This window comes from Oerskovia rustica, assembly GCF_014836555.1.
In the GTDB taxonomy this organism is placed as follows: domain Bacteria; phylum Actinomycetota; class Actinomycetes; order Actinomycetales; family Cellulomonadaceae; genus Oerskovia; species Oerskovia rustica.
On the sequence record NZ_JACSQQ010000015.1, the window covers coordinates 25,172 to 50,578 of the forward strand.

Here is a 25,407-nt window from a genome sequence, read left to right on the forward strand (position 1 = left end):
CCCCCACGGGTGGCCGCGCGCCCAGCGCGCCGAGGTCCTGCGCACCATCGCCCCGGCGGGCTTCGTCGAGGTCCCGCTCCCGCGGGGCAGCGCGACGGACGCGCTCGCCCCGCTCGGCGGCCCGGTCGCGGACAGCGGGCCCGACGACGTCGCTCCCGCCGAGCCATCGGCGTCGGATCTCGCGTGGGCCGGGTTCTCGTCGGGGAGCACGGGCCGGCCGCGCGCGGTGGTGCGCACCCGCGCTTCGTGGACAGGCTCGTTCCCGGCGACCGCGCGACTCACCGGCACCGGTCCCGAGGACACCGTGCTGGTGCCCGGTCCGCTCGCGTCGTCGCTGTACTGCTTCGCGGCCGTGCACGCACTCGCGACGGGGGCGTGCGTCCAGCTCGCCAGGGGCGACGCCGCGATCACGACGGCCCTGGCGACCTCCGACGTCGTGCACCTCGTGCCCTCGGCGCTCGAGCGGATCCTCGACGCGATCGAGGCGGGCACCCCGAGCCGACTGCGGACCGCCGTGGTCGGGGGCGCGTCGCTGCCGAACGACGTGCGCGAGCGCGCGGCCCGCGCGGGGGTGGGCGTCGTGACGTACTACGGGGCCGTCGAGCTGTCGTTCGTCGCGATCGACACCGACGGCACGGGCCTGCGCCCCTTCCCGGGCGTCGAGGTCGAGGTGCGCGAGCTGCCGGGGGCGACGCTCGGCGAGGTCTGGGTGCGGTCGCCGTGGGTCGCGCAGGGGTATCTCGCCCGCGCGACCGGCCCGTTCCGCCGCGACGGCGAGTGGTGCACGGTGGGCGACCTGGCCGAGGTGCCCGTCCCCGAGCCCACCACGGGAGAGGATGTCCCGCTGGTCCTGCGCGGCCGGGGAGACGGCGCGATCCTCACCGGCGGCGCGACGGTCGTCCCGGAGGACGTCGAGGTCGTGCTGCGCGCGATCCCGGGCGTCGAGGACGTCGTGGTCGTCGGGACCCCGCACCGCCGGCTGGGCGCGGTCGTGACGGCCGTGGTGCAGTGCGCGGACCGGCCGGGGCTCCGCGCGCACCTCGAACGCGTGGCCCGGGCCTCGCTGTCCTCGGCCCAGCGCCCGCGCCACTGGTACGGCGTGCGCGAGCTGCCCCGGACGCCGTCGGGCAAGGCCGCGCGCGGCGCGATCAGCGAGGCGCTGCTGTCCGGGGAGCCCGCGTACGAGGCGCTGCGGTGAGCGCGTCGCCCGACTCCCCCGTGGTCGTCGCCGCGCGGCGGACCTGGATCGGCACGGCGGGCCACGGGCTCGCGGGCGTCGGCGCGGTGGACCTCGCCGCGCCGGTCCTGGGCGCAGCCCTCTCCGACCTCCCCGGGGGCCTGGACGTCGACGACGTCGTGCTGGGCAACTGCACTGGACCGGGCGGGAACCTTGCGCGGGTCGCGGTCCTCGCGGCCTCGCTGCGCGACCCGGACGGGCCGTTGACCGAGCACGTCCCCGGGGTCACGGTCGACCGGCAGTGCGGCAGCGGCCTGGCCGCGATCCTGCTCGCGGCCCAGGGCGTCCGCGCCGGTGACGGCGACGTCGTGCTGGCCGGGGGCGTCGAGAGCGCCTCGACCGCCCCGCTGCGCGCCCACCGCCCGCCGCGCGGATCGGAGAACCTGCCCGTCCCCTACGACCGCGCCCCCTTCACGCCGCCCGAGCTCGGCGACCCCGACATGGGCGCCGCCGCCGACGCCCTGGCCCGCGAGCGGGGCATCGGCCGCGAGCGCCAGGACGCCTATGCCGCACGATCGCACGCACGCGCCCTCGCCGCCCACGCGGCGGGCAGGTTCGCCGACGAGATGGTCCCGGTCGGGACGCTCGACCGCGACGAGCGCGCTCGCCGGCTCGACCCTGCGCTGCTCGCACGCCTCCCGGCCGTGTTCACCCCGGGCGGGACAGTGACCGCGGGCAACGCGAGCCCGCTCAGCGACGGCGCCGCAGCGGTCGTGATCGTCCCGGAGCGGGTGCGCGCCCGCCTGGGGGTGCCCGGCCTGCGGCTCGTCGGCGGTGTGACGCACGGCTGCGACCCGCGGCTGCCGGGCTGGGGGCCTGTCCCGGCGGTGCGCGAGCTCCTGGCCCGTACGGGCCGGAGCATCCACGACGTCGCCGCGATCGAGCTCGTCGAGGCCTTCGCGGCGCAGGTCCTGGCGTTCACGGGCGCGCTCCGACTGCCCGACGACGACGCTCGCCTGTGCGCGGACGGCGGCGCCCTGGCGCTGGGGCACCCGTGGGGGGCGAGCGGCGCCGTGTCGGTCGTGCGGCTGTTCAGCCGCCTCGTGCGCGCGGGGGCCCCGGCGGGCTCGCTCGGGCTCGCGGCCGCGGCGGTGGGCGGCGGCCTGGGTGTGGCTGGGTTGTTCGAGGTGGTCCGATGAGAGGGGCACGCATGCACAGGTCGACCGTCGAGAACCAGACACCGGACCCGGCGACCGCGCCCGCCGAGGTGGGCTGCGTCGTCGGGCTCGAGGACGTGCACGTGCGTCTCGGCGAGCGCGACGTCCTGCGCGGGGTCACCGCCCGGTTGCGCGAGCGGCGCATCGGGATCGTCGGCGCGAACGGCTCGGGCAAGAGCACCCTCGCGCGGCTGCTCAACGGGCTCGTCCTGCCCACCCACGGCACCGTGCGGGTCGACGGCCTCGACACGCGCCGCTCCGGGGCCCAGGTCAGGCGACGTGTCGGCTTCGTGTTCTCCGACCCCGACGCGCAGATCGTCATGCCCACCGTCGCCGAGGACGTCGCCTACTCGCTGCGACGCAGCGAGCACGACCGCGCCGTCCGCGACCGTCTCGTCGCGGACTGGCTCGAACGCCACGGGCTCGACGGTCACGCCGACCACCCCGCGCACCTGCTCTCGGGCGGCCAGAAGCAGCTCCTCGCGCTCACGTCGGTCCTCGTGACCTCGCCGCGCCTCGTCGTCGCCGACGAGCCGACGACCCTGCTCGACCTGCGCAACACGCGCCGCGTCGCCGCACTGCTGTCCGAGATCCCGCAGCAGGTCGTGCTCGTCTCGCACGACCTCGACCTCATGACGGGCTACGACCGCGTGCTCGTGATCGACGAGGGCCGGGTCGTGGCCGACGACGAGCCCGCACCGGCCGTCGCGTACTACCGCCGGCTCCTGGACGAGCGGCCATGACCCCTGCGAGCGCGGCCCGGCCGAGCACGGCGGCGGGCACGGCCGGTGCCTACGTCGTCGGGCGCTCGCTGCTGCACCGCGCACCCGCAGGACCCAAGCTCGCCGCGCTCATGGTGTGCTCGCTCGCCCTGCTGCTCGTGCGCGACGCCGTGGGCGTGGGCCTCGCGGCCCTCGCGGTCGTGGGGCTCTACGGGTTCGCGGGCCTCGGGTGGCGCAGCGCGTGGGGCCAGGTGCGCCCTCTGCGCATGTTCCTGCCCGTGGTGTTCGCGCTCCAGTGGTGGCTCATGGACCTCACGTCCGCCGCGGTCCTCAGCACGCGCCTCCTGGTGCTCGTGGCGCTCGCGGGCCTCGTGACCTGCACGACGCGGGTCGCCGACCTGCTCGCGGCGATCGAGCGCGGGCTCTCGCCGCTCGGCCGCGTCGGAGTGGACGTCGAGCGCATCGCTCTCGTGCTGGCCCTCGCGCTGCGCAGCGTGCCCGTGATCGCGGACCTCGCGGGACGGGTCCGCGACGCGCAGCGAGCCCGCGGCCACGAACGCGACGTGCGCGCCTTCGCCGTGCCGCTCGTCGTGGGCGCGATGCGGCAGGCCGACGCGCTCGGCGAGGCGCTGCGGGCGCGCGGTTTCGACGACTGACCGTCAGGCCCGCCGCTGCTCGAGCCACTCGATCGCGACGGCGCCCTGCCGCCGCTGGAACGCGCGCAGGGTCGGCATGTTCAGCGGGGCGGGGTGGCGCGCCGCGTCGAAGAAGTACCCGGCGAGTCCGGCGAGGAACGCGTCGACGTCCTCGCGCGTGGCCCCCCGGAACAGCGGGTGGGTCGCCGCGATCCGGTCGACGTCGACCGTGCTGCCGTTGACCCGCGCGTCGAGCAGCAGGGTCACGCCGTCGATCCAGCGCGCACCCGTCCCGGCCCAGGGCCAGTCGACGACCCACACGCGGGCGGACGTGTCGACCAGCAGGTTGTCGAACCGCAGGTCGAGGTGGACGAGCCGGTCGCCGTGCGCGGCGCGGGCTGCCCCGGCCGCGAGCGCCTCGAGCTCGTCGAGGTGGCTGGCGGCCCAGGCCGGGAGCGCCGACACGTCACCGTCGGAGCGCAGCCGCGTCCAGCCGTCGAACGACGGCGCGAGCTCGGCCGTCGCCTCGGGGAACGGCGCGGCGCCCGAGGGGTCCCGGACCACGGGCTGCTCGAGCAGCGCACCGAGGAGCGCGATGAGCTCGCGGCGCTCGGGCGGCAGACCGGGGTGGCGGCCGTCGACGTCCTCGATCACGAGCGCGACCCACTCGTCGGACTCGTGCGCGCCCAGGAGCCGGGGGGCCGGCGCGGCATCGGGCAGGCGGCGCAGCACGTCGAGCTCACGGCGGTGGATGTCGTAGGCGTCGGCGCTTCGGGTGCGACTCACGGCCTTGACGAAGGCCCGGTCGCCCGCAGCGGTGCGCACGCGGTCGGCGCTGCCCGGGGAGTACCCGTGCGCCTGGCTCTCGGCCAGGACCACCTCGCCGCCCAGGATCGTCTCGACGTCCGCGCGCACCTGCGGTGCGAGCTCCTGCCAGGTCGTGCGCCGCGTCGAGACGGTGCGTCGTGTCGAGTCCATCCGGGTGACAGTAGTCGGCGCGCGGCGCGGGACCGTTGAGCGCGCGCCCGCGAGTCCTGTCGTGTCCTCGCAGGTCAGCCGCATCACCCGCGCCGAGCGCCTCGCGCGCCTACTTCCCCTCGGGGGTCGGCTGCTTCTCGATCTCGACCCTCGTGAGCTCGGGGGTGAACGCGTACACGTCCTCGCCGTCCGAGGAGATCCACCACTTGCCGCACATCACGGTGCTCGCCTTCTCCTGACCGTCGGGCCACCACGCCGCCAGCAGGGTGGCGTCCGTCCGGAAGTCGTCGGCCGTGAACCCCTCGCGCTCGGGCTGCGGGATGAGCGGGTTCTCGGCCGAGACCGTGGTGCAGTCGGCCGGCAGGCCGTCGAGGCTCCCGCGGTACGTGAGCAGGCGCTCCATGCCCGTGGTGCGGAAGATCCCCTGGACGGTCGCGGCGTCGTCGGGCACCCAGGACGGGACGACCTCGTCGACCTTGCCCGCCTTGCCGGTGTCGAACGCGTAGGTCTTGGTGTGGCCGTCGTTGCGTTCCTCGAGGCTCTCGGAGAGGCCCCCGCACGCGCTGAGCGTGAGGGCTGCGAGGCCGCCGAGGGCGACGACGGCGAGCGTGCGGGGTCGGCGGGCGATGGACGGGGACGTGGTGTTCGTGGTCATGGCATCGACGCTACGGAGGCGCCCGGGGGCGACGCGTCGGGTCCTGGTCGGGTCCTGCGCGCGCTCGTCTGCACCGCTCGCGGGACCCTGTGGCAGGCGGTCTCCCCCTCTCGTCGCAGGCCGAGGGCGAGTCCCCCAGGGTCATCCCCTAGTCGCCGAGATGCCGGATTCGTCGCGTACGCCCCATCGGCCATCCGGCGGCCCTCGTCCCGTCGGCCGCCGTTCACCGGCCGGTCACCGGCCGGGCCTAGGTTCCGAGCGTCCGCCCTGCACCCTGTGGGGCCATCGGAACGAGGAGCACGGAATGCGCGTGGTTCACCAGTCCCGCCTGCGGCACCCGAGGTCGGCCGGGATCGTGGCCGTCGGCCTCACGGTCGCGGTCGCCGCCGGGACGTTCGGGGTCGTCGGCACCGCCGTCGCGGCCCCCGACCCGTCCGTCCCCCCTGCCGTCACGCTCTCGCCGCTCGGCACGTACTCGACGGGCCAGCTCGACGAGTCCGCGGCGGAGATCGTCGCGTTCCACGCGGCCTCCACGCGACTGTTCGTCGTCAACGCCCAGTCCGGGAAGGTCGACGTCCTCGACGCCCGGGACCCTTCGGCCCCGACCCGCCTGTTCGAGCTCTCGGTCGGCGGCACGGCTTCCGCGGACGGCTCGGTCGTCGCGGCCGACGCCGTCGTGAACTCGGTCGCGATCCGCCCCGACGGCCTCGCGGTGGCCGCGGTCGAGTCGAGCACCAAGACCGACGACGGCTGGCTCGTCCTCTTCGACGCGGCCGCGCCCGTGACCACGCCGGGGGCCGCCCCCGCGACGCGATCCTCGGCGCCGTGCGCGTGGGCGCGCTGCCCGACATGGTGACGTTCTCGCCCGACGGCTCGCGCATCGCGGTCGCGAACGAGGGCGAGCCTGCGGACGACTACAGCGTCGACCCCGAGGGCTCGATCTCGATCGTCACGGCCCCCGCCGGCCTCGCGAGCGCCGCCCAGGCGGACGTCCGTACGGCGACGTTCCACGCGTTCGAGGCGGGTGGCGCCATGCCGCTCCCGGCCGGGGTCCGCGTGTTCGGCGGCCGGGAGGCCGCGGGCACCGGCACGCCCGATCGCCCGGTGTCGGAGAACCTCGAGCCCGAGTACATCGCGTGGGACGCGACCGGCACCCTCGCCTACGCGAGCGTCCAGGAGGCGAACGCGCTCGCGGTCGTCGACGTCGCGAGCGCGACCGTGACGGACCTGCTGCCGCTCGGGACGCAGGACCACGCCGCCGCGGGCACGGGCCTCGACGCGTCCGACAAGGACGGGAAGATCGACATCCGCGCGTGGCCGGTCAAGGGCCTCTACCAGCCCGACACGATCGCCTCCTACCAGGCGGGCGGCGCGACGTACCTCGTCACGGCCAACGAGGGCGACTCGCGCGACTGGGCCGGGTACTCCGAGGTCGCGCGCGCCAAGGACCTCGGCAAGAAGGGTGTCCCGGGTCTGTGCGCCGACGCGTTCTCGACGTTCGTCGGCGCGCCCGGCAACCCGGCGACGCTCGCCGACCTCACCGCGGACGCCCACCTGGGCCGGCTCAACGTCAGCACAGCGAGCGGCCTGCGCGCCGACGGCTCGTGCTACGAGGAGCTGTACTCCTACGGGTCGCGCTCGTTCTCGATCTGGTCGACAGACGGCCGTCAGGTCTTCGACTCGGGCGACGCGTTCGAGCAGCTCGTGGCCTCGGTCAACCCCGACTTCTTCAACTCGAACCACACCGCGTCCGGGTTCGACGGGCGCAGCGACGACAAGGGCCCCGAGCCCGAGGGCCTCACGCTGGGCGCGGTCGGCGGTCGCACGTACGCGTTCATCGGCTTCGAGCGCGTGGGCGGCATCGCGGTCTTCGACATCACCGACCCCGCGCGCGCGACCTCCGTGTCCTACGTCAACCGCCGCGACTTCTCGGTGAGCGCCGAGGCGACGCCCGAGAGGCTCGCCGAGGCAGGCGACCTGGGGCCCGAGGGCCTCACGTTCGTCCCCGCGAGCGACTCGCCCACGGGCGCGCCGCTGCTCGCGGTCGGGAACGAGATCTCGGGCACCACGACGTTCTACGGCGTCGACGTCCCCGGGGCCGAGCCCGACGACGGGCGGATCGACCTCACGGTCACCATCCCCGCCGCACCCGTCGAGCCGGGCGAGTTCGTGTGGACGATCGACGGCGGCAGCCGCGTCGTGGACCTCGGCACGGCCCGGCTCGCGGGCGACCACCTCGCGGCCATGGGACGGCTGAGCGCCGTGACGGTCACCGACACCCGTGCGACGGCTCCCGCATGGTCCGTCTCGGCCCAGGTCGACGACTTCACGAGCGGCGCCGGCGCGGGTGCGCGCACGCTGCCCGGCAAGCACCTCGGCTGGACCCCGTCGCTCGTGACGGCGGGCGGCGGGACGTTCGCGGGCGCCCCCGTGGCCTCGGGTCTCGTGAGCGGCAACGGCCTCGCCGACTCGGCCCTCCTCGGCTCGGCCGCAGCCGGGCACGAGCTGGGCAGCGCGGTCCTCGGGGCCGACCTCGACCTGCGCTTCCCGGTCGACGCCGCCGCGGGCACGTACACCGCGACACTCACGCTGACCGCGATCGGCTGACCGGCCGTGGATCGTCGCGCCGCGGCCGCCCGTCGTCGTCGCAGTGCGGCGGCCGTCCTCGCCGGGGTGGTGGCAGCGCTGCTGTCGACCGCCCCGGCCGGGGCCCTCGAAGCGCCCGACGGCGCAGCACCGGTCGAGCCCGTGCCGGTCGGCGAACCCGTCAGCTGGGGCGTGGCCCCCGCCTCGGCCCCGACGTTCGACCTCGTCCTCGACCCCGGGGCCACGGTCACCGACGAGCTCGTCGTGACCAACCACGGCGACGTCCCGCTCGACCTCGCGGTCTACGCGGCCGACGCCTTCACCTCGCCCACGGGTGCTCTCGACGTCCTGCCCGCGGGCACGCCGTCCGAGGACCTGGGCGCCTGGATCACCCCGGACGCCGCGCGCGTCGCGGTAGGCCCGGACGAACGGGTCACGGTCCCCTTCACCCTGACCGTCCCGGCCGGGGCGACGCCCGGCGACCACACGGCCGCGCTCGTCACCTCGCTCGTGACGGGGGCGGGCGAGGGCGGGGTCGCGGTCGACCGGCGCCTCGGCACGCGAGTCCTGGTCAGGGTCGCGGGCGACCTCGTCCCGTCGGCGGCGATCACGGCCGTCCATGCCGCCTACACCGGGGCGTGGAACCCCGCGGGCACCGGGGACGCGCAGGTCTCGTACACCGTGACCAACACGGGCAACGTGCGCCTCAAGGGCCCGCTCTCGGCGACGGTCGCGAGCGGTGTCGGCAGCGTGTCGGTCCCGCTGGGCGACCTGCCCGAGCTCCTTCCGGGCGGCGCGATCACCCTCACGGGGACGGTGAGCGGCGTCGCGCCGCTCGGGTGGCTCAGGGCGTCCGTGACCCTCACGCCGGTCGTCGCCACCCCGGCGAGCACCACCCTGCCCGACGGCGCCGCCTCCCACCCCGTGCCCCTCGCCACGGGCGAGGGGCACCTGTGGGCGGTCCCGTGGTCGGCGCTCGCCCTGGCGACCCTGCTGGTCGGTGCGGTCCTGGGCTGGCGGGCGCTGCGCCGTCGGGCACGCGTACGGTTCGAGGCCGCGGTCGACGCGGCCCTCGCAGCCCGTTGAGTGCGTGATTCGGCTGCGACTCGCCGGGCGTGTCGCAGCCGAACCATGCACTCAACGGCCGGCAGCCTCCGCGGGCTCGGCGGCCTCCTCGGTCGCGGACGCGCGCGAGCCCCTGAGCGAGAGCAGCATCGAGACCGCGAGCCCCGCCGCGGTGACCCCGACGAGCAGACGGTAGTCGACCGCGCCGACGACGGCCGCCGCGACCACGGTCATGACGAGCTGCGGCACGTTGAGCAGCATGTTCGTCGCGGCCGACGTGCGGCCCTGGAGCGTCGGCGGGGTCTTGAGCTGGCGCTCGGTCACGAACCCCACGATCGCCCACGTGACACCCAGCCCGATCGCCCCCATCCCCACGATGATCGCGACGAGGTTCGTGCCCAGGGCGGGCAGGATCCCGAGCGTCACGATCCCCAGCGCGAGGGCGACCAGGCGCTGCGACCCGATCCTCTTGATCATGCGTGCGGCCGTGAGCCCCGCGACGATCGCCGTGACGCCCTGGACGCTCGAGATCGGCCCGAGCATCTCCGGGCCAAGTCCCAGTCCGTTCTCGATGACCGCGAAGCTCACCGCGTTGAGCACGCCCACGGCCCCGAACGCGACCGCGAGCGCAACGGTCAGGACGCCGAGCGGCGCGGTGCGGATCAGGTGCCGGAAGCCCGCGGTGACCTCGGCGAGGAACGGCTCACGCTCGTCCTGCGGCGTCGGCGGGGTCTCGACGAGCACGATCCGGGACACGAAGAACGCCGCGACCACGAACGCCACGACGGCCGAGACCACGAGAGGCAGCGGCCCGACGGCGACGTACACGCCCGCACCGATGACCGGCATGACGAGGCGGAACGTCTGGTCGATCGTCGTGAGGCGGCCGTTGGCTGCCCCGAGCGCCTCGTCGGGCAGCAGGTCGCGGATGAGCCCGGACTGGGCCGCGGCCGTCGCGAAACCGATCCCGGAGTACAGCACCGTGACGACGAAGATCAGCCACACCTGGTCCGGCCCCCTGACCGCGAACAGCGAGAGCAGCGAGACCGCGCCGACGAGGTAGGCGACGATCATCATTCGGCGGCGCGAGACGCGGTCGGCGACCTGGCCGAGCAGCGGCGAGACGAGCGCCGGGAGGCCCAGCGCCGCGAACACGAGGCCCGCGGTGCCGTTCGAGCCCGTGAGGTCCTTGACCCACACCGCGAAGATGACCGCGAGGACCGAGTCGGCGAAGTTCGTGAAGCCCCACGCGACCGTCAGGAGGCGGAAGGGGCGCGTGCGCAGGGCCTGCTTGACCAGTGCCGCGGTGCCGGTGCCGGTGTCCGTGTCCGTGCTCATGCGTCGGCCTCCTCGCCGGTCGGCAGCTCGACCGTGACCGAGCCGGGGGTGGACGCGCTCGTGCCGGGAGCGGCCGGGTCCACGGCGGACACCGGAGCGTCCGGGTCGAAGGGGTCCGCGTTGACGACACCGAAGAGCCGTGCGGGCCGCGATCCCTCGGGGCGCAGCTCGGGGTGCGCCCAGCGGCCCTCGAAACGGTCGGTGATCGCCTGGAGCTCGCGCGAGAGCTCGGTGAGCTCGGCAGGCGTCGCCCAGAACGAGCTCTTGGTCATGACGGACGCGAGCAGCCACTCGTGGGGCTGGCGGGGCGCGCCGTCGATCCAGTGCGCGATCCGCGCGGCCTCCTGGTCGACGACGATCCGCGCGAGCTCGCCCGCGGCACGCAGCGACTCGGGCTGCTCGGGGTCGTAGCGGCTGGTGCGACCGGTACCCACGGGCTTCCACGGCTTCTCGCGCCCCACCCTTTCGGCCGGTTCGACGAACCCGTACTTGGCGAGCATCCGCAGGTGGAACGAGCAGCTCGCGACCGACTCCCCCGTGACCTCCGCGCAGCGCGTGGCCGTGGCCTGACCCTCGTCGTCGAGCAGGTCGAGGATCGCGAGGCGCAGCGGGTGCGCCAGGGCGCGGATGCGCTCCGGGTCGGAGGTCGTGACGGCCTCGTCTCGCTGCGCCGGAGCCGGGGGCTGCGCGGGCTGGTGAGCGGCGTCGTCGGGCGGGGTGGTCTGCGGCATGACAGCCACGGTACAACTCTAAAGAAGTCTTGCGCAAGACTTCTTTAGAGTCAGATGAGCGCCTGGCTCTCCTGCCGCAGGTCGTGCAGCCGGTCGATCACGACCACTCCCCCGAGCACCGCGACGGCCAGGCTCGCACCGGCCAGGACGTCCGTCACGAAGTGGTAGCCGAGGTAGAGCCTGCTCCCACCGACCACGACGATCACGACGACGCTCACCACGACCCACAGCGCGAACACGATCCGCCGCTGCCGCCCCTCCTTCCACTGCCGCCACACGAGGTATCCCCCGACGAGCACGAGGGTCGCCGCGCCGATCGTGTGCCCCGACGGGAACGAGAAGCTGCGCTCGACGCCCGCGACGACCATCGCGGACTCGTCCGGTCGCGGTCGGGCCACGAGCGCCTTGAGGACCGTCGAGACGAGCGTCGAGGTGATCATGGCCCCGACGAGCAGCCCCGGCTCCCACCAGCGCTTGGTCGCGAGCCCCCACCACAGACAGCCCACGGCCACGAGGATCGGCAGCACCACGGGCCCGAACATGTTGGTGATGAACGTCAGCACGGTCGTCGCGGCCGCGCTCCGGTGCGCGACCATCCACTCCAGCACCACGTCGTCGGTGAACCAGAGGTCGTCGCGCTCGCGCACGGAGTCGTAGACGACCAGAAACCCCAGGACGCCGATCACGATCAGGACCAGGCCCGGCAGCGCGGCGACCAGCCGCGAGCGCCACACGTCCCGCCCGCCCGACGGCGCCGCCTCCCCCGCACTCAGGTCACCTCGGGCGTCACGCGCCTCGTCGTCAGGGTTCATCCCGAGAGCCTAGGGAGAAAAAGGGGTGCGCCGCTCGGTGAGGAGGTGGAAGTGTGGCACCCATCACCGCGGTGGCGTCCGTCCGGTCAGTACCGGGCGGTGGAGGGCCCGGCCAGGTCCACGAATCCGACGTCACGAGAGACACCACCATGCATCCCCAGCTCATGTACGACGTCGCCGACCTCGGTCGGCGCGAACAGCTCCAGGAGCAGACCCGCCGCCGCAGCTCGCTGCGCCGGGCGACGACGCGCCTCCCGGAGCACACCCGGCGATCCCGCCGACCCCGTCACACCGCATGACGCGGCTCGACCCTCCGGCGCCGCCCGTCCACCGGGTCCCCGCACGCCGAAGGCCCTGACTCCTCACGGGAGCCAGGGCCTTCGCGCTGTCCGCGGACTCGCGTCAGGCGCGCTCGGCGCGCTCGGCCAGGACGGCGTCCACCTCGCGCAGGAAGTCGGGGAGGTCGCCCGGGTTGCGGGACGTCACGAGCGTCCACCCGCCGGCGTCGTCCCGGACCACCGACCGGTCCTGCCAGGTGCCGCCCGCGTTGCGCACGTCGGTCCGCAGCGACGGGTAGGTCGTCAGGGTCTTGCCCTCGAGCACGCCCGCCTCGACGAGCACCCACGGACCGTGGCAGATGGCCGCGACCGGTCGCCCGGTGGTCGTGAACGACGTCACGGCGGCGATCGCCTCGTCCTCGAGCCGCAGCGAGTCGGCGTTGAGCGTGCCGCCGGGGACGAGCAGCAGGTCGTAGCCCGCAGGGTCGACGTCCTGCAGCCGGAGGGTGGGCGCGACCGTCGTCCCCGGGTCCTTGTCACCCACGAGGGTCTCGACGGGGTCGATCGTCACGGCCGCGACGTCGACGTCCGCCCCTGCCGACCGCAGGTGCTCGAGCGGCACCACCAGCTCGTCCTGCTCGACGCCGTAGTTCGTCACGATCGCCAGGACGCGACGGCCCGCCAGGTCGGTGTCAGCCATGGTTGTCTCCTTCTCGTCGTCGTCAGAGCACCCGGGTGCGGTCGCATCCAGGTCCTCCTCGACCGTAGGTCGGGCCCGTCCGGCTCGCAGCACGGGCGTCCAGGGCCTCGGCCCCGGCCCCCACGGCCTAGGCTGTGGGCGTGAGCCCCGTGAACACCAACGACCGCATCGTGTGGATCGACTGCGAGATGACCGGCCTCGACCTGGGCGCCGACGCGCTCATCGAGGTCGCCGCCGTCGTCACCGACTCCGAGCTGAACGTCCTGGGCGAGGGGGTCGACGTCCTCATCACCCCGCCGGACGAGGCGATCGAGCAGATGGGTGACTTCGTCCGCGAGATGCACACCACCTCGGGGCTGCTCGAGGAGCTGCCGGGCGGCACGACCATGGCCGACGCGCAGGCCCGCGTGCTGGAGTACATCCGCACCTGGGTGCCCGAGCCGGGCAAGGCCCCGCTCGCGGGGAACTCGGTCGGCACCGACAAGACGTTCCTCGAGCGGGACATGCCGGAGCTGGTCGGCCACCTGCACTACAGGATCGTCGACGTCTCCTCGATCAAGGAGCTCGCGCGTCGCTGGTACCCGCGGGTCTACTTCGCGTCCCCGGCCAAGACGGGCGGCCACCGTGCCCTGGGCGACATCCTCGACAGCATCGACGAGCTGCGCTACTACCGCGAGGCCCTGTTCGTGCCCCAGCCCGGCACGGACTCGCGGACGGCAAAGGCGATCGCCGAGCGGATCAAGGCGACGAGCGTGGGCACGACGCTCGGGACGATCGTCGCGCCCTTGCCAGGAGCCGCCGCGGGAGACACCGCAGCCCCCGGTTCGGCGCCCGCCGGGGCCGACGCCGAAAACCTGTCCTGAGACCCCTCAGAAACCAGGTACACTTTTCGACGGCTGCTAGAACGGTTCCTCGGAACCCGAGCAGGCCGTGGTGGGTATAGCTCAGCTGGTAGAGCACCTGGTTGTGGTCCAGGGGGTCGCGGGTTCAAGTCCCGTTACTCACCCCACGGGAAGAGGCTCCTCGCGTTCGCGCGAGGGGCCTCTTCTGCTTCCAGCACGCAGCATCACCCCCGCGAGACGCCCCCGCGGCGGCTGTGATTCCGCTCACCGGTGGCGGCTTCGCCTGCCCGTCCTACAGTGGGTGAGGTGTCAGCCCCCGCGAACACTGCCGTCCGTGGTGAGCACCAGCACGCGCAGGCCGTGGCCTCGTTGGTGCGCTCCGCCGCTGCCGTCGACCCCGGTCGCCCCTTGCGCCTCGCCAAGCGGACGACGAACCTGTTCCGCCCCCGGCGCCCGTCCCCTGGTCCCGGCCTCGACGCGTCGGGCCTCACGGGGGTGATCTCGGTCGACGACGCCGCTGGCACGGCAGACGTCCAGGGCATGTGCACGTACGAGGACCTGGTCGCGGTGACGCTGCCGCAGGGGCTGGTCCCGACCGTCGTCCCGCAGCTGCGCACGATCACGGTGGGCGGCGCCCTGGCGGGGCTCGGCATCGAGTCGAGCTCGCTGCGCAACGGCCTGCCGCACGAGGCGGTCCTCGAGATCGACGTCCTGACGCCGTCCGGCGAGCTCGTCACGGCCGGGCCCACGGGCGAGCACGCCGATCTCTTCCACGCGTTCCCCAACTCGTACGGGACCCTGGGGTACGCGACACGCGTGCGGCTGCGCCTCGACCGGACCGAGCCGTTCGTCGCGGTCCGCAACGTGCGCTTCGGGTCGGTCGCGGAGGTCGCTGCGGCGGTCGGCAAGATCGCGGCGGACGGCTCGTGGGACGGGCAGCGGGTCGACTTCTGCGACGGGGTCCTGTTCGCCCCGGGCGAGGTGTACCTGTGCCTGGGCCGCTTCGCGTCGCGTGAGGAGGCCCGGTCGCTCGCGCCTGCGCCGAGCGACTACACCGGGCAGCGCATCTACTACCTCTCGGTGCGTGAACGTCCGCTCGACGTGCTGAGCACCCACGACTACCTCTGGCGCTGGGACACGGACTGGTTCTGGTGCTCGCGCGCGTTCGGGGCGCAGAACCCGTTGGTGCGCAGGCTGTGGCCGCGCCGGTGGCGACGCTCGGACGTCTACCGCCGGATCGTGGGCCTCGACGAGCGCCTTGACCTCACGGGCCGGCTCGCGGACCTTCGCCGTCGGCCCCGCAACGAACGGGTGGTCCAGGACGTCGAGGTGCCCCTCGACCAGCTCGAGAGCTTCATGGCGTGGTTCACGGGCCACGTCCCCATGACGCCCGTGTGGCTGTGCCCCCTGCGGCTCGCCTCTCCCGAGCCGTGGCCGCTGTACCCGCTCGAACCGCACCGCGTGTACGTCAACGTGGGCTTCTGGGGCGGCGTGCCGATCGCCGAGGGAGGGCGCGACGGCGACGTGAACCGCCTGATCGAGATGGCGGTCGCGGTGCGGCACGGCCACAAGTCGCTCTACTCGACCTCGACGTACGGGCACGAGACGTTCGACACCTTGTACGGCGGCATCGACTACGCGGCCGTCAAGGACCGCTACGACCCGGCGGGGCGCACGCCGACGCTCTACGAGAAGGCGGTGCAGGGAGCATGACGCAGATCGCGGTGGCCGAGGTCCTCGACGAGCTGGCGGACGGCCCGTTGCCGTTCGGCTTCAGCGCGTACGACGGGTCGAGCGCAGGTCCGGCGGACGCCCCGTTCCACGTGCACCTGGCGAACGAGCGGGGTTTGCGGTACGTCGCGACGTCGCCCGGGGGGCTGGGGCTCGGCCGCGCGTACGTCGCGGGCGACCTGCAGGTGGACGGGGTGCCGGGCGGCGACCCGTACCCGTTGCTCCGGGCGGCCGCCGACGGGCTGCGCCTGCGCCGCCCGAGCCCTGTGGAGGTGGCCCGGTGGGCGCGCGGTCTGGGCCTGGGCGTCCTGCGGCCTCCCGAGCCGCCGCCCGAGGAGCACCTGTCGCGCCTGCGCCGGCTCACCGAGGGGCTGCGGCACTCGCGACAGCGGGACGCCGAGGCGATCAGCCACCACTACGACGTCTCGAACACGTTCTACGAGCGCGTCCTGGGGCCGTCCATGACGTACACGTGCGCGTGCTTCCCCACGTCGCAGGCGACGCTCGAGGAGGCGCAGGAGCACAAGTACGCGCTGGTCGCAGGCAAGCTGGGCCTGCGCAGGGGCATGCGCCTGCTCGACGTCGGGTGCGGCTGGGGCGGCATGGTCCGGCACGCGGCGCGTGCGGGGGTGCGGGCGCTGGGGGTCACGCTGTCCCGGCAGCAGGCCGAGTGGGCGCAGGCCCGGATCGAGGCCGAGGGGCTGGCGGACCTCGCGGAGGTCCGGTACGGCGACTACCGCGACGTGACCGACGGCGGCTTCGACGCCGTGAGCTCGATCGGGCTGACCGAGCACATCGGTGTCGCGAACTACCGCGCGTACTTCACGTTCCTCCAGGGTCGCCTGCGTGACGGCGGCCGGTTGCTCAACCACTCGATCACGCGCCCGACCAACACGGCCCGTCCTCGCGCGGGCGGTTTCATCGACCGGTACGTCTTCCCGGACGGGGAGCTCACGGGCTCGGGCAGGATCATCTCGACCATGCAGGACGTGGGTCTCGAGGTGCGGCACGAGGAGAACCTGCGCGAGCACTACGCGATGACGCTGCGCGAGTGGGGCGCGAACCTCACCCGGCACTGGGACGAGTGCGTGGCCGACGTCGGGATCGGCACGGCCCGCGTCTGGGGCTTGTACATGGCCGGCTCGCGGCTCGCGTTCGAGCGCAACGAGATCCAGCTCCACCAGGTGCTCGCGGTGCGCCCCGAGCCGGGCGGGGCGTCGGGCTTCCCGCTGCGCCCGGACTGGACCCCGTAGGCCCGACGGCGCCGCGCCCCTCGCCGCGGCGCCTCCCGGTCGGGCGCGGGTCGGGCAGGGTCGCGCGACGGCCCCGGGGTCAGGACCCGTCGCGGGCCGCCGTGAGGTGCGTGTGCGCGCACCGCCACCCATCGGGGCCCCGGACGAACACGTCGGTGATCCACTCGTCGGAGGCGAACGCCTGGCCCTGGTAGTGGCCGGTGTTGGTGCCGCGGCCGACGAGCACGGCGACGTGGCCCAGCGAGCGGACGCTGCCGGTGATCTTGCTCATCGACTCGTGCGTGAGGTCGCCTGATCGCACGAGGGCCAGGAAGTCCTCCCGGGACGTGGTGCCGTCCTCGCCGACGATCAGCCAGTCGTCGGTCATGAACCGGCCGATCGCGTCGGCGTCGTTGGCCACGATGGCGTGCCCCCAGTCCGCCTCGACGGCTTCCAGCTCGCCCTGCAGGTCGTGGTCGGTGTCGTGTCCCATGCCACCCTCCTGGTGCTCACGGACCCGTTTCGGAGGGCCGCTCGGGACCTTGGTCCCGGGCCCGGGAAACCTTCGGCCCTACGCTCGGGGACGGCCCGTCCGGTCGTTCCTCCCGGCATTGACACTCTGTCATCTCCGCGTGACGGAGGCCACAGAATCTCGCTTGTGAAGACGTTCACAAGGTCTGTAGGGTCGACTTATCGAAGCGCTCCCAGCATAGGGATCGCAACGAAGTTCGATCCTTTCGCACCTCATCTCAGGTCGCCTCGACCTCTTCTTCTGGGAGTCACACCATGAGCACCAGCACCGCTGGTCCCGCCCGCTCCGTCCGCCTCATCGGCCTCGTCACGATGATCGCAGGCCTCGTGCTGCTGCTCGCCGGCGCAGCCACCTGGGCCACCATCACCTCGCAGCTGGCCGCCGAGAAGATCACGGTCTCCGAGGACGCGTCGATGCTCGCCGGCTCGCCGGTCCGCGGCCCCTTCAGCGCCTACGCCCAGGCCGAGATCATCAACGAGCACGCGCTCAAGATGAGCGAGGGCAAGACCTACGCCGAGCTCGACAAGGAAGACCCGACCCGCGCGACGGTCATGAACGGCTCGTTCCTCCGCGCCTCGCTCTTCACCTCGGTCGTCTCCTACGGCGTCAGCGCACTGGTCATGGGCCTCGGTGTCCTGTTCGGTCTCCTCGGCTACGCCCTGCGTCGCATCGGAGCAGCCCCCGCACTGAGCGTCGGCACCGCGAACCCCACCCCTGAGGTCGTCAACGCCTGACACAGCAGCACCAGCACGACCAGCTCGGCAGATCACCCGGCAAGAATCTCCCGGCATGGTGAAGGCCCGACGAGCAACCGCTCGTCGGGCCTTCATCTCGTCCGGGGTCGGGCACCGTGACGTGCGCCCGTCGATCGAGGCGCCCTGGGACGCCCCCGGCGGTCAGGCCTCGGGGCTCGCCACGAGCCGCCGCGCCACCGCGTCCGCGAAGCGGTCGAGCGATCCCTTGCCGAGCGAGAAGAAGAGCGAGGGCTCGGTGAGCTCGGCCTCGATGACCATGGGGGCGCCGTCGTCCCCGTTCACCAGGTCGACGCGCGCGTAGAGGTTGGGCTCCTGCCCCGGGACGGCCTTCGCCGCGACCCCGAGCGCCTGCTCGGCGACCGCGAGCTGCTCGGGGCTCGCCTCGAAACGGCTCATCTCCTCCTGCTTGTACAGGCCCTGGGTGGGACGGTGCGGACCGGTGAGCAGGGCGTTCTTGCGCACGGCGTGCGAGAACTCGCCGTCGATGAAGATCAGGCCGGTCTCCCCCGCGGTGTCGACGCTGCGGACGTACGGCTGGACCATGACCTGACGGCCGGAGGCCAGGAGGTTCTTGGCGTGCTGGATCGCGAGCCCGCGCGAGTGCGCCTCGCCGGACTGGTAGCGCCCCGTGTCCTTGGCCCCGGCGCTCACGACAGGCTTGATGACGAAGTCGCCCTGCGCGGGCAGGCGCGTGTGGATGGCGCGCGAGGACAGGTTCTGGCTCGGGTCGAGCCAGAGCGTCGGGATGACCGGGACGCCCTGCTCCTCGAGCTCCTTGAGGTAGCGCTTGTCGGTGTTCCAGCTGATGACGGCGGCGGGGTTGAGCACACGACCGGCACGCTCGGCCCACTCGACGAACTCGTCGCGACGGGGCGCGTAGTCCCAGGCCGAGCGCACGACCACCGCGTCGAACGACGACCAGTCGACCGACTCGTCGTCCCACACCGACGGCACGGCCTCGATGCCCCGGGCGGCGAGCGCTCCCACGAGGGGGGCGTCGTCCGGGTCGAGGTGGGGCAGGACGGAGCAGGTGGCGATGGCGATGCGCGCGGTGGTGGTCACGCGTACGAGCCTAGACGCCCCGCGCGCACCGTACACGCGCGGGCGGTGAGATCTCCGTCGCGCCCCCTAGGCCGCAGCGGCGTCCGCGGTGCGACGCAGGGCGGCGAGGATCCCGTCCGCGGTGAGGGACCCGACGACGTCGCCCGCCTCGTCCGCGACGGGCACCCGGCCCATCGCGGCCCCGGGCAGCGCCGCGATCGCCTCGAAGGCGACGGACAGCGGCGCGCCCAGGCGGATCGGGTCGGGGGCGGGCGCCGAGATGAGGTCGACGCTCTCGAGGTCTGCGCGCTGCACCATCGCGAGCCCGAGCATGCGGACGGGCGCGCCCTCTCCGATGAACTCCCGCACGGCGTCGCTCGCGGGGTGGGCCAGGACGGTCAGGGGCTCGGCGAGCTGTTCGAGGTGCCCGCCGAAGCTGAAGACCGCGATGCGGTCGGCGAGGTGGACGGCCTCGTCGATGTCGTGCGTCACGAACAGGACCGTGGTCCCGAGCTCGCGCTGGATACGCCGGAACTCGGTCTGGAGCCTTCGGCGCCCGGCAGGGTCGACGGCACCGAAGGGCTCGTCCATGAGCAGGACCGGCGGGTCCGTCGCGAGGGCCCGGGCCACGCCGACGCGCTGGCGCTCGCCGCCCGAGAGCTCGTGCGGGTAGCGCTTGGCGTAGGTGTCGGGGGCAAGACCGACGAGCTCGAGCAGCTCGCCGACCCGTGAGCGGGTCCGTGCCTTGTCCCAGCCGAGCAGCCCCGGGACGGTCGCGACGTTCTGGGCGACGGTGCGGTGCGGGAACAGGCCGACGTTCTGGATCACGTACCCGATCCGCCGCCGCAGGGCCACGGGGTCCCCCTGCGTGATGTCCTCGCCGCTCAGCAGGATGCGCCCGGCCGACGGCTCGACGAGGCGGTTGGTCATGCGCAGCGTCGTGGACTTCCCGCAGCCGGACGGCCCGACGAGCGCGAGCATCTCGTGCTCGCGCACGCTCAGGGACAGGTCGCCCACGGCGACCGTCCCGTTGGGGTACTCCTTGCGGACGCCGTCGAACACGATCGCCGCCTCGTCGGTGATCGTCGGGAACGCTGGGGTGGCCTCGGTGGTGCCGGTCGGGGTGCTCGCCATGCCACGACGCTACCCGGCGCGCCACCCCGTCGCGCGAGCGGTGGGCGGCTCGGGATAGGTTCGACGGCATGCCGCCCAACCCGTGGTTCTCGTGGAGCTACGTCCAGAACAACTGGGGAGAGATCTCCCAGGCGCTCGTCGAGCACACGACGATCACCATCCAGGCCGTGCTGATCGCCCTGGTCATCGCCCTGCCGCTCGCGGCGCTCGCGCACCGTGTGCGCTGGCTCGCCGTCCCCGTGCTCGGCACGACGGGCGTCATGTACACGATCCCCTCCCTCGCGCTGTTCTCGATCCTCGTCCCGTTCACGGGGATCGGTCGGACCCCCGTGCTCATCGGTCTCGTGATGTACGCCCTGCTCATCCTGGTGCGCAACGTCCTGGTGGGCCTGCAGGGCGTCGACCCGGACGTACGCGACGCGGCCAAGGGCCTGGGCTACGGGCCCACGCGGCTGCTGGCAGCGGTCGAGATCCCGAACGCGCTGCCGAGCATCATGACCGGCGTGCGGCTCGCGACGGTCTCGACCGTGGCGCTCGTCACGGTCGGGTTCGTGGCGGGGTACGGCGGGCTGGGCACCCTGATGTTCCGCGGCTTCCGGTCGAGCTACAACGCCCAGATCATGACGGCCACGCTCCTGTGCCTGCTGCTGGCCGTCGTGCTCGACCTGCTGCTTCTCCTGCTGGGCCGGGTCCTGACACCGTGGTCGCGCACCCGTGCGCCGGGCTCGACGGCCCGCCCGACGGGACGGGGCACGACCGAGGCGGCGGTCGCGCAGGCGGCCGAAGCGGCGAGCGAGCGGACCGCATGAACGTCGTCGAGGAAGCCCTGACGTGGCTCAACGACCCGCTCAACTGGACCGGCCCCGACGGGCTGCTGGTCCGCACGGGCGAGCACCTGGAGATGACCGCGATCGCGGTCCTCCTGGCCGCCCTGATCGCGCTGCCCGCGGGCATCTGGCTCGGCCACTCGGGCAAGGGCGCAGGGCCGACGATCGTGATCGTCAACACCTCGCGCGCGCTGCCGACGTTCGGGATCCTGCTGATCCTCGCGGCGGGCGGGCTGTTCGGTGACCGGGCCGCGGTCATCTCGGCCGTGATCTTCGCGATCCCGCTCATCCTCGCGAACGCCTACACGGGCGTCGCCGAGGTCGACCCCGACGTCAAGGACGCGGCGCGCGGCATGGGCATGAGCTCGCAGCGCTCGCTGTGGCTCGTCGAGCTGCCGCTCGCGGTGCCGTTGGTCGCGGCGGGGCTGCGGACCGCGATCGTGCAGGTCATCGCGGTGCTGACGCTCGCGGCGTTCGTCGGTGGCGGGGGGCTCGGCGTGCCCCTGCGCGTCGGGTTCTCCAACCAGCGCTACGGGCAGGTCCTCGCGGTGGGCGTCGTGATCGCGGTGCTGTGCCTCGTCGTCGACGCGGTCCTCGCGCTCGTCCAGCGGGCCGTGACCCCCGCGCCGCTGCGCGTGAAGGCGGGCACCGTGCGCTGAGGTCCCCCTCGGGTTGCCGGGGCCCTCCCTCGGGGGTGGAATGGGTTGTCCGTGCGAGCCGACGACCCGAGAGGCACCTGACACCCATGTCACGGCGATCCACCACCTTCCGCACCCTGACCGCTTCCGCCCTCCTCGTCGTCGCTCTCGCGGCGTGCGGCGAGGCCGGTTCCTCCGGCACCGAGGCGTCCGGGGATTCCACGTCGACCGCGAGCGGCACCGTGTGCGAACCCGTCGCCGGCGACGCGCTCGTCGTCCTCGAGGACGACAAGAACCTGCAGACCGTCGACAACATCATCCCGGCGGCCAACGCGGCCGCCGTCGCGAACCAGCCGGCCGTGCTGGAGCTGCTCGACACCGTGTCCGCGGCGCTCGACACCGACAAGCTCATCGCGCTCAACAAGGCCGTCGACGTGGACCGGCAGACGTCCTCGCAGGCCGCGCAGAAGTTCGTCGAGGACGAGGGTCTCGCGGCGACGTCGACCCCGGGGACCGGCACGTCGCTCGTCGTGGGCGCGGCCAACTTCTCCGAGAGCACGACGCTCGCCGAGATCTACGCCGCGGTCCTGCGCTCGGGCGGCTACGACGTCACGGTCCAGACCGTCGACGCGCGCGAGACGTACCTGCCGGCGCTCGAGTCGGGCCAGCTCAGCGTGTTCCCCGAGTACGTGGGGACGCTCACCGAGTTCCTCAACAAGGAGATCAACGGCGCCGACGCCGAGCCCCTCGCGAGCGGTGACCTCGACTCCACCGTGACCGCGCTGCGCGACCTCGGGACGCAGAAGGGCCTGACGTTCGGGGAGCCGTCGGCGGCCCAGGACCAGAATGCGTTCGCCGTCACGACGGCCTTCGCCGAGAAGTACGACGTGTCGACGCTCAGCGAGCTCGCCGAGGCCTGCCCCGGCGGTGTCACGCTCGGCGCCGGCCCGGAGTGCCCCGAGCGCGCGTTCTGCCAGCCGGGGCTCGAGGAGACCTACGGCCTCAACGTGACCAACTTCGTGAACCTCGACGTGGGTGGGCCGCTGACGAAGTCGGCGCTCCTCCAGGGCGAGATCGTGCTCGGCCTCGTGTTCTCCTCGGACGGCCAGCTCGGCTGACCGAGCAGGCGGCTGCTCGGGGCCTTCGCGGCTACAGGCCGTAGGTCTCGAGCAGCCGTAGCCAGACCTCGCTGATCGTCGGGTAGGCGGGCACAGCGTGCCACAAGCGTGCAAGCGGCACCTGCCCGACGATCGCGATGGTCGCGGCGTGCAGCATCTCCGCCGCGTCCGGGCCGACGAACGTCGCGCCCACGACGACCTGCCGGTCGGTGTCGACCACGATCTGCGCGGTCCCCTCGTAGCCCTCGGCCACGAGCACGGCCCCGGACACGGACCCCAGCTTGTACGACACCGCCTTGACCGTGAGCCCCGCCTTCCTGGCCTCGGCCTCGGTCAGCCCCACCGACGCGACCTCGGGGCGGGAGAACACGACCTGGGTCTTCGCACCGTGGTCGGCGGTCGCGGCGTAGCGGCTCCACGGCTCGGGGGTCTCGCCGTCCGCCCCGGCTGCCGCGGCCTCCCCCGGCTTCGCCCTCCCGAACCTCGCCGCGACCACGTCGCCCACGACGCGCCCCTGGTACTTGCCCTGGTGCGTGGTCGCCACGCGTCCGGTCACGTCCCCGCACGCGAACAGCCAGCCGCCGTCGACACCCTGGACCTCGAGCTGGTCGTCGACCGCGAGCGCCTTCCCGGGCTCGAGCCCGACGACGTCGACCCCCAGGTCCGCGGTGCGCGGCACGCGGCCCGTCGCGACGAGCACCTGCGCCGCCGCGACCGACCCCTTGCCCCGGGGGCCGTCGTACGCGAGGCGCGCTCCGCCGTCGGGAAGGGACGACGCTCCCGTGACGCTCACACCCAGGCGCACGTCCACGCCGATCGTCTTCAGGCCGGCCGCGACGGCCTCGCTCGCGAAGGGCTCCGAGCGTCCGAGCAGGCGTCCGCGCGAGAGCAGCGTGACCTGCGACCCCAGGTCGCGGAACGCCGTCGCCATCTCGACGCCCACCACTCCCCCGCCCAGGATCACGATCGAGGGCGGGACGTCCTGGACGCTCGTGGCCTCGCGGCTGCTCCACGGGTCGGTCTCGGCCAGCCCCGGGGTGTCGGGCAGGACGGGCACGCTGCCCGTCGCGACGATCACGGCGTGCCGGGCGGCGAGCAGGCGGGTCTCGGGGAGGTCGTCGACGTCGGCGTCGGGGTCCTCGGGGCCGACCTCGACGAGCTTTTCCCCGACGAGCCGGCCCAGGCCGCGCACGAGCGAGATGCCGGCGCCGTCGAGCCACTGGACCTGCCCCGAGTCGTCCCAGTGCGAGACCATCTCGTCGCGGCGCGCGAGGATCGGCGCCGGGTCGAGCTCCGGGTCGGCCCGGACGCCGGGGACCGCGCGCGCGGCCGCCAGCGCCGCACCCGGGCGCAGCAGCGCCTTGGACGGCATGCACGCCCAGTAGGAGCACTCGCCGCCGACGAGCTCGGCCTCGACCACGGCAACGCTCAACCCGGTGCGGCTCGCGCGGTCGGCGGCGTTCTCGCCGACGGGCCCACCACCGATCACGATCACGTCGTAGGTCTCGTCCGGGGTGGCCTGGGTGCGTGGGTCGGTGCTCATGCCTCCCATCGTGACCCGGACCTCGCGCGGTTGCCCGCCGGGGCGCGGGGGCGGGTGCCCAGGGAGGAGAGCCCAGCCCCCTAGCGGCGCGCGGCGTGCCCGGTGACCAGCTCACGCAGCAGAGCGACCAGCACGTCGCGGTCCTTGCTCGGCAGCGACGAGAGGAGGGCGTCCTGCGCGTCGCCGAGCGCTGCGCCGAGCTCGTCGAGCCGACGCATCCCCCTGGGGGTCAGCGTGACGATGTTGCGACGCCGGTCGGACGGGTCGGCTCGGCGCTCGACGTCACCGTCGGCCGCCAGTCTGTCGAGCAGCGCGACCATGTCGCTCCGGTCGATCCCGCACCGGCGCCCGAGCGCGGCCTGGCTCGCTGGGCCGAACTCCTCCAGGGCGGCGAGCACGGCGTAGTGGGACCGGTGCGCCCCCGCGGCGGACAGGTGCTCCGAGACGGTCCGGGCCGCCTCCAGCGCCGCCTGGGAGAGCAGCCAGCTGGGAAGTGCCCGGAGGCGTTCAGGGGCGGTCTCGGTCTCCATCCCCAGATCCTACGCTTTGTTGGCTCTACCTATTGTGGGCACTGCCAACAATAGTTAACGTTGGGGGCTCCAACGACTTGCCGTGGTCACGAACTCTCGGAGGCTCTCATGCCCGTGCACGACGACGCCCACCTTCCCGTCACGCACCACGACGCCCTGCGCGGGCTGCTCGACCGCGAGGACGTTGCACGCCTCGTCTCCCGCCTCACGTCCGCCCTCGACGACGGCGACGCCGACCGGCTCCGAGACCTGCTCGTCCCGGACGCACGCGCCACCACCCCCGGTGGAACCGCGCAGGGGGTCGACGCCGTCGTCGCCCAGGCCGCGCGCAACCATCGGCCGGACGACGGCGTCCAGCACCTCGTCGGCAACGTCCTGGTCGATCTCGCACACGACCACGCAGAGGTCCGGGCGAACGTGGTCGCCGCGTTCGCCCGACGCGAGCCGCAGGCGGACAGGCCCGTCACCCTCGGAGCGGTCTACCGACTCAGGGCACGCAGGACCGACGCCGGCTGGCGACTGACGCACATCACGACGGAGCCGATCTGGACATCGACCACCCCCGTCACGCGCGCTGGACCGGCCTAGCA

General features: G+C 73.6%; 27 protein-coding genes and 1 tRNA gene. 17 read left to right on the top strand and 11 right to left on the bottom strand.

Features of this window, described 5'->3' with window-relative positions; translation table 11 throughout:
• The 4 genes from H9652_RS10340 to H9652_RS10355 form a co-directional block, all read left to right on the top strand.
• A partial coding sequence (locus H9652_RS10340; protein ID WP_225228048.1) for an AMP-binding protein occupies positions 1-1,198 on the top strand: 1,198 nt, incomplete at its 5' end.
• Entirely contained in the window at positions 1,195-2,376 is a 1,182-nt protein-coding gene (locus tag H9652_RS10345; RefSeq protein WP_318244096.1) for a thiolase family protein, read from the top strand. The genes H9652_RS10340 and H9652_RS10345, both read left to right, overlap by 4 nt.
• 11 nt (positions 2,377-2,387) lie before the next feature.
• Positions 2,388-3,137: an energy-coupling factor ABC transporter ATP-binding protein gene (locus H9652_RS10350; protein WP_191796168.1), complete on the top strand. Its 750-nt coding sequence runs from the start codon at positions 2,388-2,390 to the stop codon at positions 3,135-3,137.
• Positions 3,134-3,772 (top strand): energy-coupling factor transporter transmembrane component T family protein, encoded by a 639-nt coding sequence (locus H9652_RS10355; RefSeq protein ID WP_191796169.1) that lies wholly within the window; start codon positions 3,134-3,136, stop codon positions 3,770-3,772. Before H9652_RS10350 ends, H9652_RS10355 begins: the two co-directional genes overlap by 4 nt.
• Before the next feature lie 3 nt (positions 3,773-3,775).
• On the opposite strand, the gene H9652_RS10360 is transcribed toward H9652_RS10355, so the two are convergent.
• Together H9652_RS10360 and H9652_RS10365 are read right to left on the bottom strand one after the other, a co-directional pair.
• Entirely contained in the window at positions 3,776-4,729 is a 954-nt protein-coding gene (locus tag H9652_RS10360; protein ID WP_191796170.1) for a phosphotransferase, read from the bottom strand.
• A gap of 109 nt (positions 4,730-4,838) precedes the next feature.
• The gene (locus tag H9652_RS10365; protein ID WP_225228049.1) at positions 4,839-5,384 is read right to left on the bottom strand and encodes a hypothetical protein; all 546 of its coding nucleotides are present in this window, start codon (positions 5,382-5,384) and stop codon (positions 4,839-4,841) included.
• A 304-nt stretch (positions 5,385-5,688) separates the two neighbouring features.
• Here H9652_RS10365 and H9652_RS19755 point away from each other — a divergent pair, with 304 nt between their 5' ends.
• The 3 genes from H9652_RS19755 to H9652_RS10375 are packed head-to-tail and all read left to right on the top strand — an operon-like array spanning position 5,689 to position 9,056.
• Positions 5,689-6,240: a hypothetical protein gene (locus H9652_RS19755; RefSeq protein ID WP_225228078.1), complete on the top strand. Its 552-nt coding sequence runs from the start codon at positions 5,689-5,691 to the stop codon at positions 6,238-6,240.
• Complete coding sequence (locus H9652_RS19760) at positions 6,210-7,991, top strand: choice-of-anchor I family protein (protein ID WP_318244097.1); 1,782 nt, start codon at positions 6,210-6,212, stop codon at positions 7,989-7,991. Before H9652_RS19755 ends, H9652_RS19760 begins: the two co-directional genes overlap by 31 nt.
• A gap of 6 nt (positions 7,992-7,997) precedes the next feature.
• Complete coding sequence (locus H9652_RS10375) at positions 7,998-9,056, top strand: WxL protein peptidoglycan domain-containing protein (RefSeq protein WP_191796171.1); 1,059 nt, start codon at positions 7,998-8,000, stop codon at positions 9,054-9,056.
• A gap of 51 nt (positions 9,057-9,107) precedes the next feature.
• Here H9652_RS10375 and H9652_RS10380 read toward each other — a convergent pair whose 3' ends face one another.
• From H9652_RS10380 to H9652_RS10390, 3 genes are read right to left on the bottom strand one after another with little or no spacing between them, the layout of a single operon-like run.
• Positions 9,108-10,373, bottom strand: coding sequence for an MFS transporter (locus H9652_RS10380; protein WP_191796172.1), 1,266 nt, complete (start codon positions 10,371-10,373; stop codon positions 9,108-9,110).
• Positions 10,370-11,104, bottom strand: a complete 735-nt coding sequence (locus H9652_RS19765; RefSeq protein ID WP_225228050.1) for an ArsR/SmtB family transcription factor — start codon at positions 11,102-11,104, stop codon at positions 10,370-10,372. Before H9652_RS19765 ends, H9652_RS10380 begins: the two co-directional genes overlap by 4 nt.
• A gap of 50 nt (positions 11,105-11,154) precedes the next feature.
• Positions 11,155-11,916, bottom strand: coding sequence for a phosphatase PAP2 family protein (locus H9652_RS10390; RefSeq protein WP_191796173.1), 762 nt, complete (start codon positions 11,914-11,916; stop codon positions 11,155-11,157).
• 149 nt (positions 11,917-12,065) lie between these two features.
• Here H9652_RS10390 and H9652_RS10395 point away from each other — a divergent pair, with 149 nt between their 5' ends.
• Complete coding sequence (locus H9652_RS10395) at positions 12,066-12,215, top strand: hypothetical protein (protein WP_191796174.1); 150 nt, start codon at positions 12,066-12,068, stop codon at positions 12,213-12,215.
• A gap of 103 nt (positions 12,216-12,318) precedes the next feature.
• On the opposite strand, the gene H9652_RS10400 is transcribed toward H9652_RS10395, so the two are convergent.
• On the bottom strand, positions 12,319-12,894 hold the full coding sequence (locus tag H9652_RS10400; RefSeq protein WP_191796175.1) for a type 1 glutamine amidotransferase domain-containing protein: 576 nt from the start codon (positions 12,892-12,894) through the stop codon (positions 12,319-12,321).
• A gap of 188 nt (positions 12,895-13,082) precedes the next feature.
• On the opposite strand from H9652_RS10400, the gene orn reads away from it, so the two are divergent.
• The 4 genes from orn (at position 13,083) to H9652_RS10420 (ending at position 16,720) form a co-directional block, all read left to right on the top strand.
• Positions 13,083-13,757 carry an oligoribonuclease gene (orn, locus tag H9652_RS10405; RefSeq protein ID WP_225228061.1) on the top strand — a complete coding sequence of 225 codons (675 nt, stop codon included), beginning with the start codon at positions 13,083-13,085 and terminating at the stop codon, positions 13,755-13,757.
• Between the two features lie 70 nt (positions 13,758-13,827).
• A tRNA-His gene (locus H9652_RS10410) sits at positions 13,828-13,903 on the top strand.
• A gap of 139 nt (positions 13,904-14,042) precedes the next feature.
• Positions 14,043-15,449, top strand: a complete 1,407-nt coding sequence (locus tag H9652_RS10415) for an FAD-binding oxidoreductase (protein ID WP_318244098.1) — start codon at positions 14,043-14,045, stop codon at positions 15,447-15,449.
• Positions 15,446-16,720, top strand: coding sequence for a class I SAM-dependent methyltransferase (locus tag H9652_RS10420; RefSeq protein ID WP_191796177.1), 1,275 nt, complete (start codon positions 15,446-15,448; stop codon positions 16,718-16,720). Before H9652_RS10415 ends, H9652_RS10420 begins: the two co-directional genes overlap by 4 nt.
• A 79-nt stretch (positions 16,721-16,799) precedes the next feature.
• Here H9652_RS10420 and H9652_RS10425 read toward each other — a convergent pair whose 3' ends face one another.
• Positions 16,800-17,192, bottom strand: coding sequence for a nuclear transport factor 2 family protein (locus H9652_RS10425; RefSeq protein WP_191796178.1), 393 nt, complete (start codon positions 17,190-17,192; stop codon positions 16,800-16,802).
• Positions 17,193-17,485: 293 nt separating this feature from the next.
• On the opposite strand from H9652_RS10425, the gene H9652_RS10430 reads away from it, so the two are divergent.
• On the top strand, positions 17,486-17,965 hold the full coding sequence (locus H9652_RS10430; RefSeq protein ID WP_138825011.1) for an aromatic ring-opening dioxygenase LigA: 480 nt from the start codon (positions 17,486-17,488) through the stop codon (positions 17,963-17,965).
• Between the two features lie 162 nt (positions 17,966-18,127).
• On the opposite strand, the gene H9652_RS10435 is transcribed toward H9652_RS10430, so the two are convergent.
• Both H9652_RS10435 and H9652_RS10440 read right to left on the bottom strand, forming a co-directional pair.
• A complete protein-coding gene (locus H9652_RS10435; RefSeq protein WP_191796179.1) occupies positions 18,128-19,048 on the bottom strand; it encodes an ATP-grasp domain-containing protein in 921 nt (306 codons plus the stop codon).
• A 66-nt stretch (positions 19,049-19,114) separates the two neighbouring features.
• Positions 19,115-20,161 carry an ABC transporter ATP-binding protein gene (locus tag H9652_RS10440; RefSeq protein ID WP_191796180.1) on the bottom strand — a complete coding sequence of 349 codons (1,047 nt, stop codon included), beginning with the start codon at positions 20,159-20,161 and terminating at the stop codon, positions 19,115-19,117.
• Positions 20,162-20,229: 68 nt separating this feature from the next.
• On the opposite strand from H9652_RS10440, the gene H9652_RS10445 reads away from it, so the two are divergent.
• The 3 genes from H9652_RS10445 (at position 20,230) to H9652_RS10455 (ending at position 22,744) form a co-directional block, all read left to right on the top strand.
• A complete protein-coding gene (locus H9652_RS10445; protein WP_191796181.1) occupies positions 20,230-20,970 on the top strand; it encodes an ABC transporter permease in 741 nt (246 codons plus the stop codon).
• A complete protein-coding gene (locus H9652_RS10450; protein ID WP_191796182.1) occupies positions 20,967-21,647 on the top strand; it encodes an ABC transporter permease in 681 nt (226 codons plus the stop codon). Before H9652_RS10445 ends, H9652_RS10450 begins: the two co-directional genes overlap by 4 nt.
• A gap of 86 nt (positions 21,648-21,733) precedes the next feature.
• On the top strand, positions 21,734-22,744 hold the full coding sequence (locus H9652_RS10455; RefSeq protein WP_191796183.1) for a glycine betaine ABC transporter substrate-binding protein: 1,011 nt from the start codon (positions 21,734-21,736) through the stop codon (positions 22,742-22,744).
• Between the two features lie 31 nt (positions 22,745-22,775).
• Here the strand turns inward: H9652_RS10455 and H9652_RS10460 are convergent, their stop codons facing one another.
• Positions 22,776-24,287: a dihydrolipoyl dehydrogenase family protein gene (locus tag H9652_RS10460; protein ID WP_191796184.1), complete on the bottom strand. Its 1,512-nt coding sequence runs from the start codon at positions 24,285-24,287 to the stop codon at positions 22,776-22,778.
• Positions 24,288-24,367: 80 nt separating this feature from the next.
• A complete protein-coding gene (locus H9652_RS10465; RefSeq protein WP_191796185.1) occupies positions 24,368-24,817 on the bottom strand; it encodes a MarR family winged helix-turn-helix transcriptional regulator in 450 nt (149 codons plus the stop codon).
• Between the two features lie 108 nt (positions 24,818-24,925).
• On the opposite strand from H9652_RS10465, the gene H9652_RS10470 reads away from it, so the two are divergent.
• Complete coding sequence (locus tag H9652_RS10470) at positions 24,926-25,405, top strand: nuclear transport factor 2 family protein (protein WP_191796186.1); 480 nt, start codon at positions 24,926-24,928, stop codon at positions 25,403-25,405.
• The last annotated feature ends 2 nt before the right edge of the window (positions 25,406-25,407 follow it).

What these genes read in the sequence shown, in the direction of transcription:
- H9652_RS10395 (WP_191796174.1), top strand. Translation starts at nt 12,066, where the DNA reads ATGCATCCCCAGCTCATGTACGACGTCGCCGACCTCGGTCGGCGCGAA.
- H9652_RS10430 (WP_138825011.1), top strand. Translation starts at nt 17,486, where the DNA reads ATGAGCACCAGCACCGCTGGTCCCGCCCGCTCCGTCCGCCTCATCGGC.
- H9652_RS10460 (WP_191796184.1), bottom strand. Translation starts at nt 24,287, where the DNA reads ATGAGCACCGACCCACGCACCCAGGCCACCCCGGACGAGACCTACGAC.
- H9652_RS10365 (WP_225228049.1), bottom strand. Translation starts at nt 5,384, where the DNA reads ATGACCACGAACACCACGTCCCCGTCCATCGCCCGCCGACCCCGCACG.
- H9652_RS19765 (WP_225228050.1), bottom strand. Translation starts at nt 11,104, where the DNA reads ATGCCGCAGACCACCCCGCCCGACGACGCCGCTCACCAGCCCGCGCAG.
- H9652_RS10470 (WP_191796186.1), top strand. Translation starts at nt 24,926, where the DNA reads ATGCCCGTGCACGACGACGCCCACCTTCCCGTCACGCACCACGACGCC.
- H9652_RS10425 (WP_191796178.1), bottom strand. Translation starts at nt 17,192, where the DNA reads ATGGGACACGACACCGACCACGACCTGCAGGGCGAGCTGGAAGCCGTC.
- H9652_RS10400 (WP_191796175.1), bottom strand. Translation starts at nt 12,894, where the DNA reads ATGGCTGACACCGACCTGGCGGGCCGTCGCGTCCTGGCGATCGTGACG.
- H9652_RS10450 (WP_191796182.1), top strand. Translation starts at nt 20,967, where the DNA reads ATGAACGTCGTCGAGGAAGCCCTGACGTGGCTCAACGACCCGCTCAAC.
- H9652_RS10355 (WP_191796169.1), top strand. Translation starts at nt 3,134, where the DNA reads ATGACCCCTGCGAGCGCGGCCCGGCCGAGCACGGCGGCGGGCACGGCC.
- orn (WP_225228061.1), top strand. Translation starts at nt 13,083, where the DNA reads ATGACCGGCCTCGACCTGGGCGCCGACGCGCTCATCGAGGTCGCCGCC.
- H9652_RS10465 (WP_191796185.1), bottom strand. Translation starts at nt 24,817, where the DNA reads ATGGAGACCGAGACCGCCCCTGAACGCCTCCGGGCACTTCCCAGCTGG.
- H9652_RS10360 (WP_191796170.1), bottom strand. Translation starts at nt 4,729, where the DNA reads ATGGACTCGACACGACGCACCGTCTCGACGCGGCGCACGACCTGGCAG.
- H9652_RS10440 (WP_191796180.1), bottom strand. Translation starts at nt 20,161, where the DNA reads ATGGCGAGCACCCCGACCGGCACCACCGAGGCCACCCCAGCGTTCCCG.
- H9652_RS10445 (WP_191796181.1), top strand. Translation starts at nt 20,230, where the DNA reads ATGCCGCCCAACCCGTGGTTCTCGTGGAGCTACGTCCAGAACAACTGG.
- H9652_RS10455 (WP_191796183.1), top strand. Translation starts at nt 21,734, where the DNA reads ATGTCACGGCGATCCACCACCTTCCGCACCCTGACCGCTTCCGCCCTC.
- H9652_RS19755 (WP_225228078.1), top strand. Translation starts at nt 5,689, where the DNA reads ATGCGCGTGGTTCACCAGTCCCGCCTGCGGCACCCGAGGTCGGCCGGG.
- H9652_RS10350 (WP_191796168.1), top strand. Translation starts at nt 2,388, where the DNA reads ATGCACAGGTCGACCGTCGAGAACCAGACACCGGACCCGGCGACCGCG.
- H9652_RS10420 (WP_191796177.1), top strand. Translation starts at nt 15,446, where the DNA reads ATGACGCAGATCGCGGTGGCCGAGGTCCTCGACGAGCTGGCGGACGGC.
- H9652_RS10380 (WP_191796172.1), bottom strand. Translation starts at nt 10,373, where the DNA reads ATGAGCACGGACACGGACACCGGCACCGGCACCGCGGCACTGGTCAAG.
- H9652_RS10390 (WP_191796173.1), bottom strand. Translation starts at nt 11,916, where the DNA reads ATGAACCCTGACGACGAGGCGCGTGACGCCCGAGGTGACCTGAGTGCG.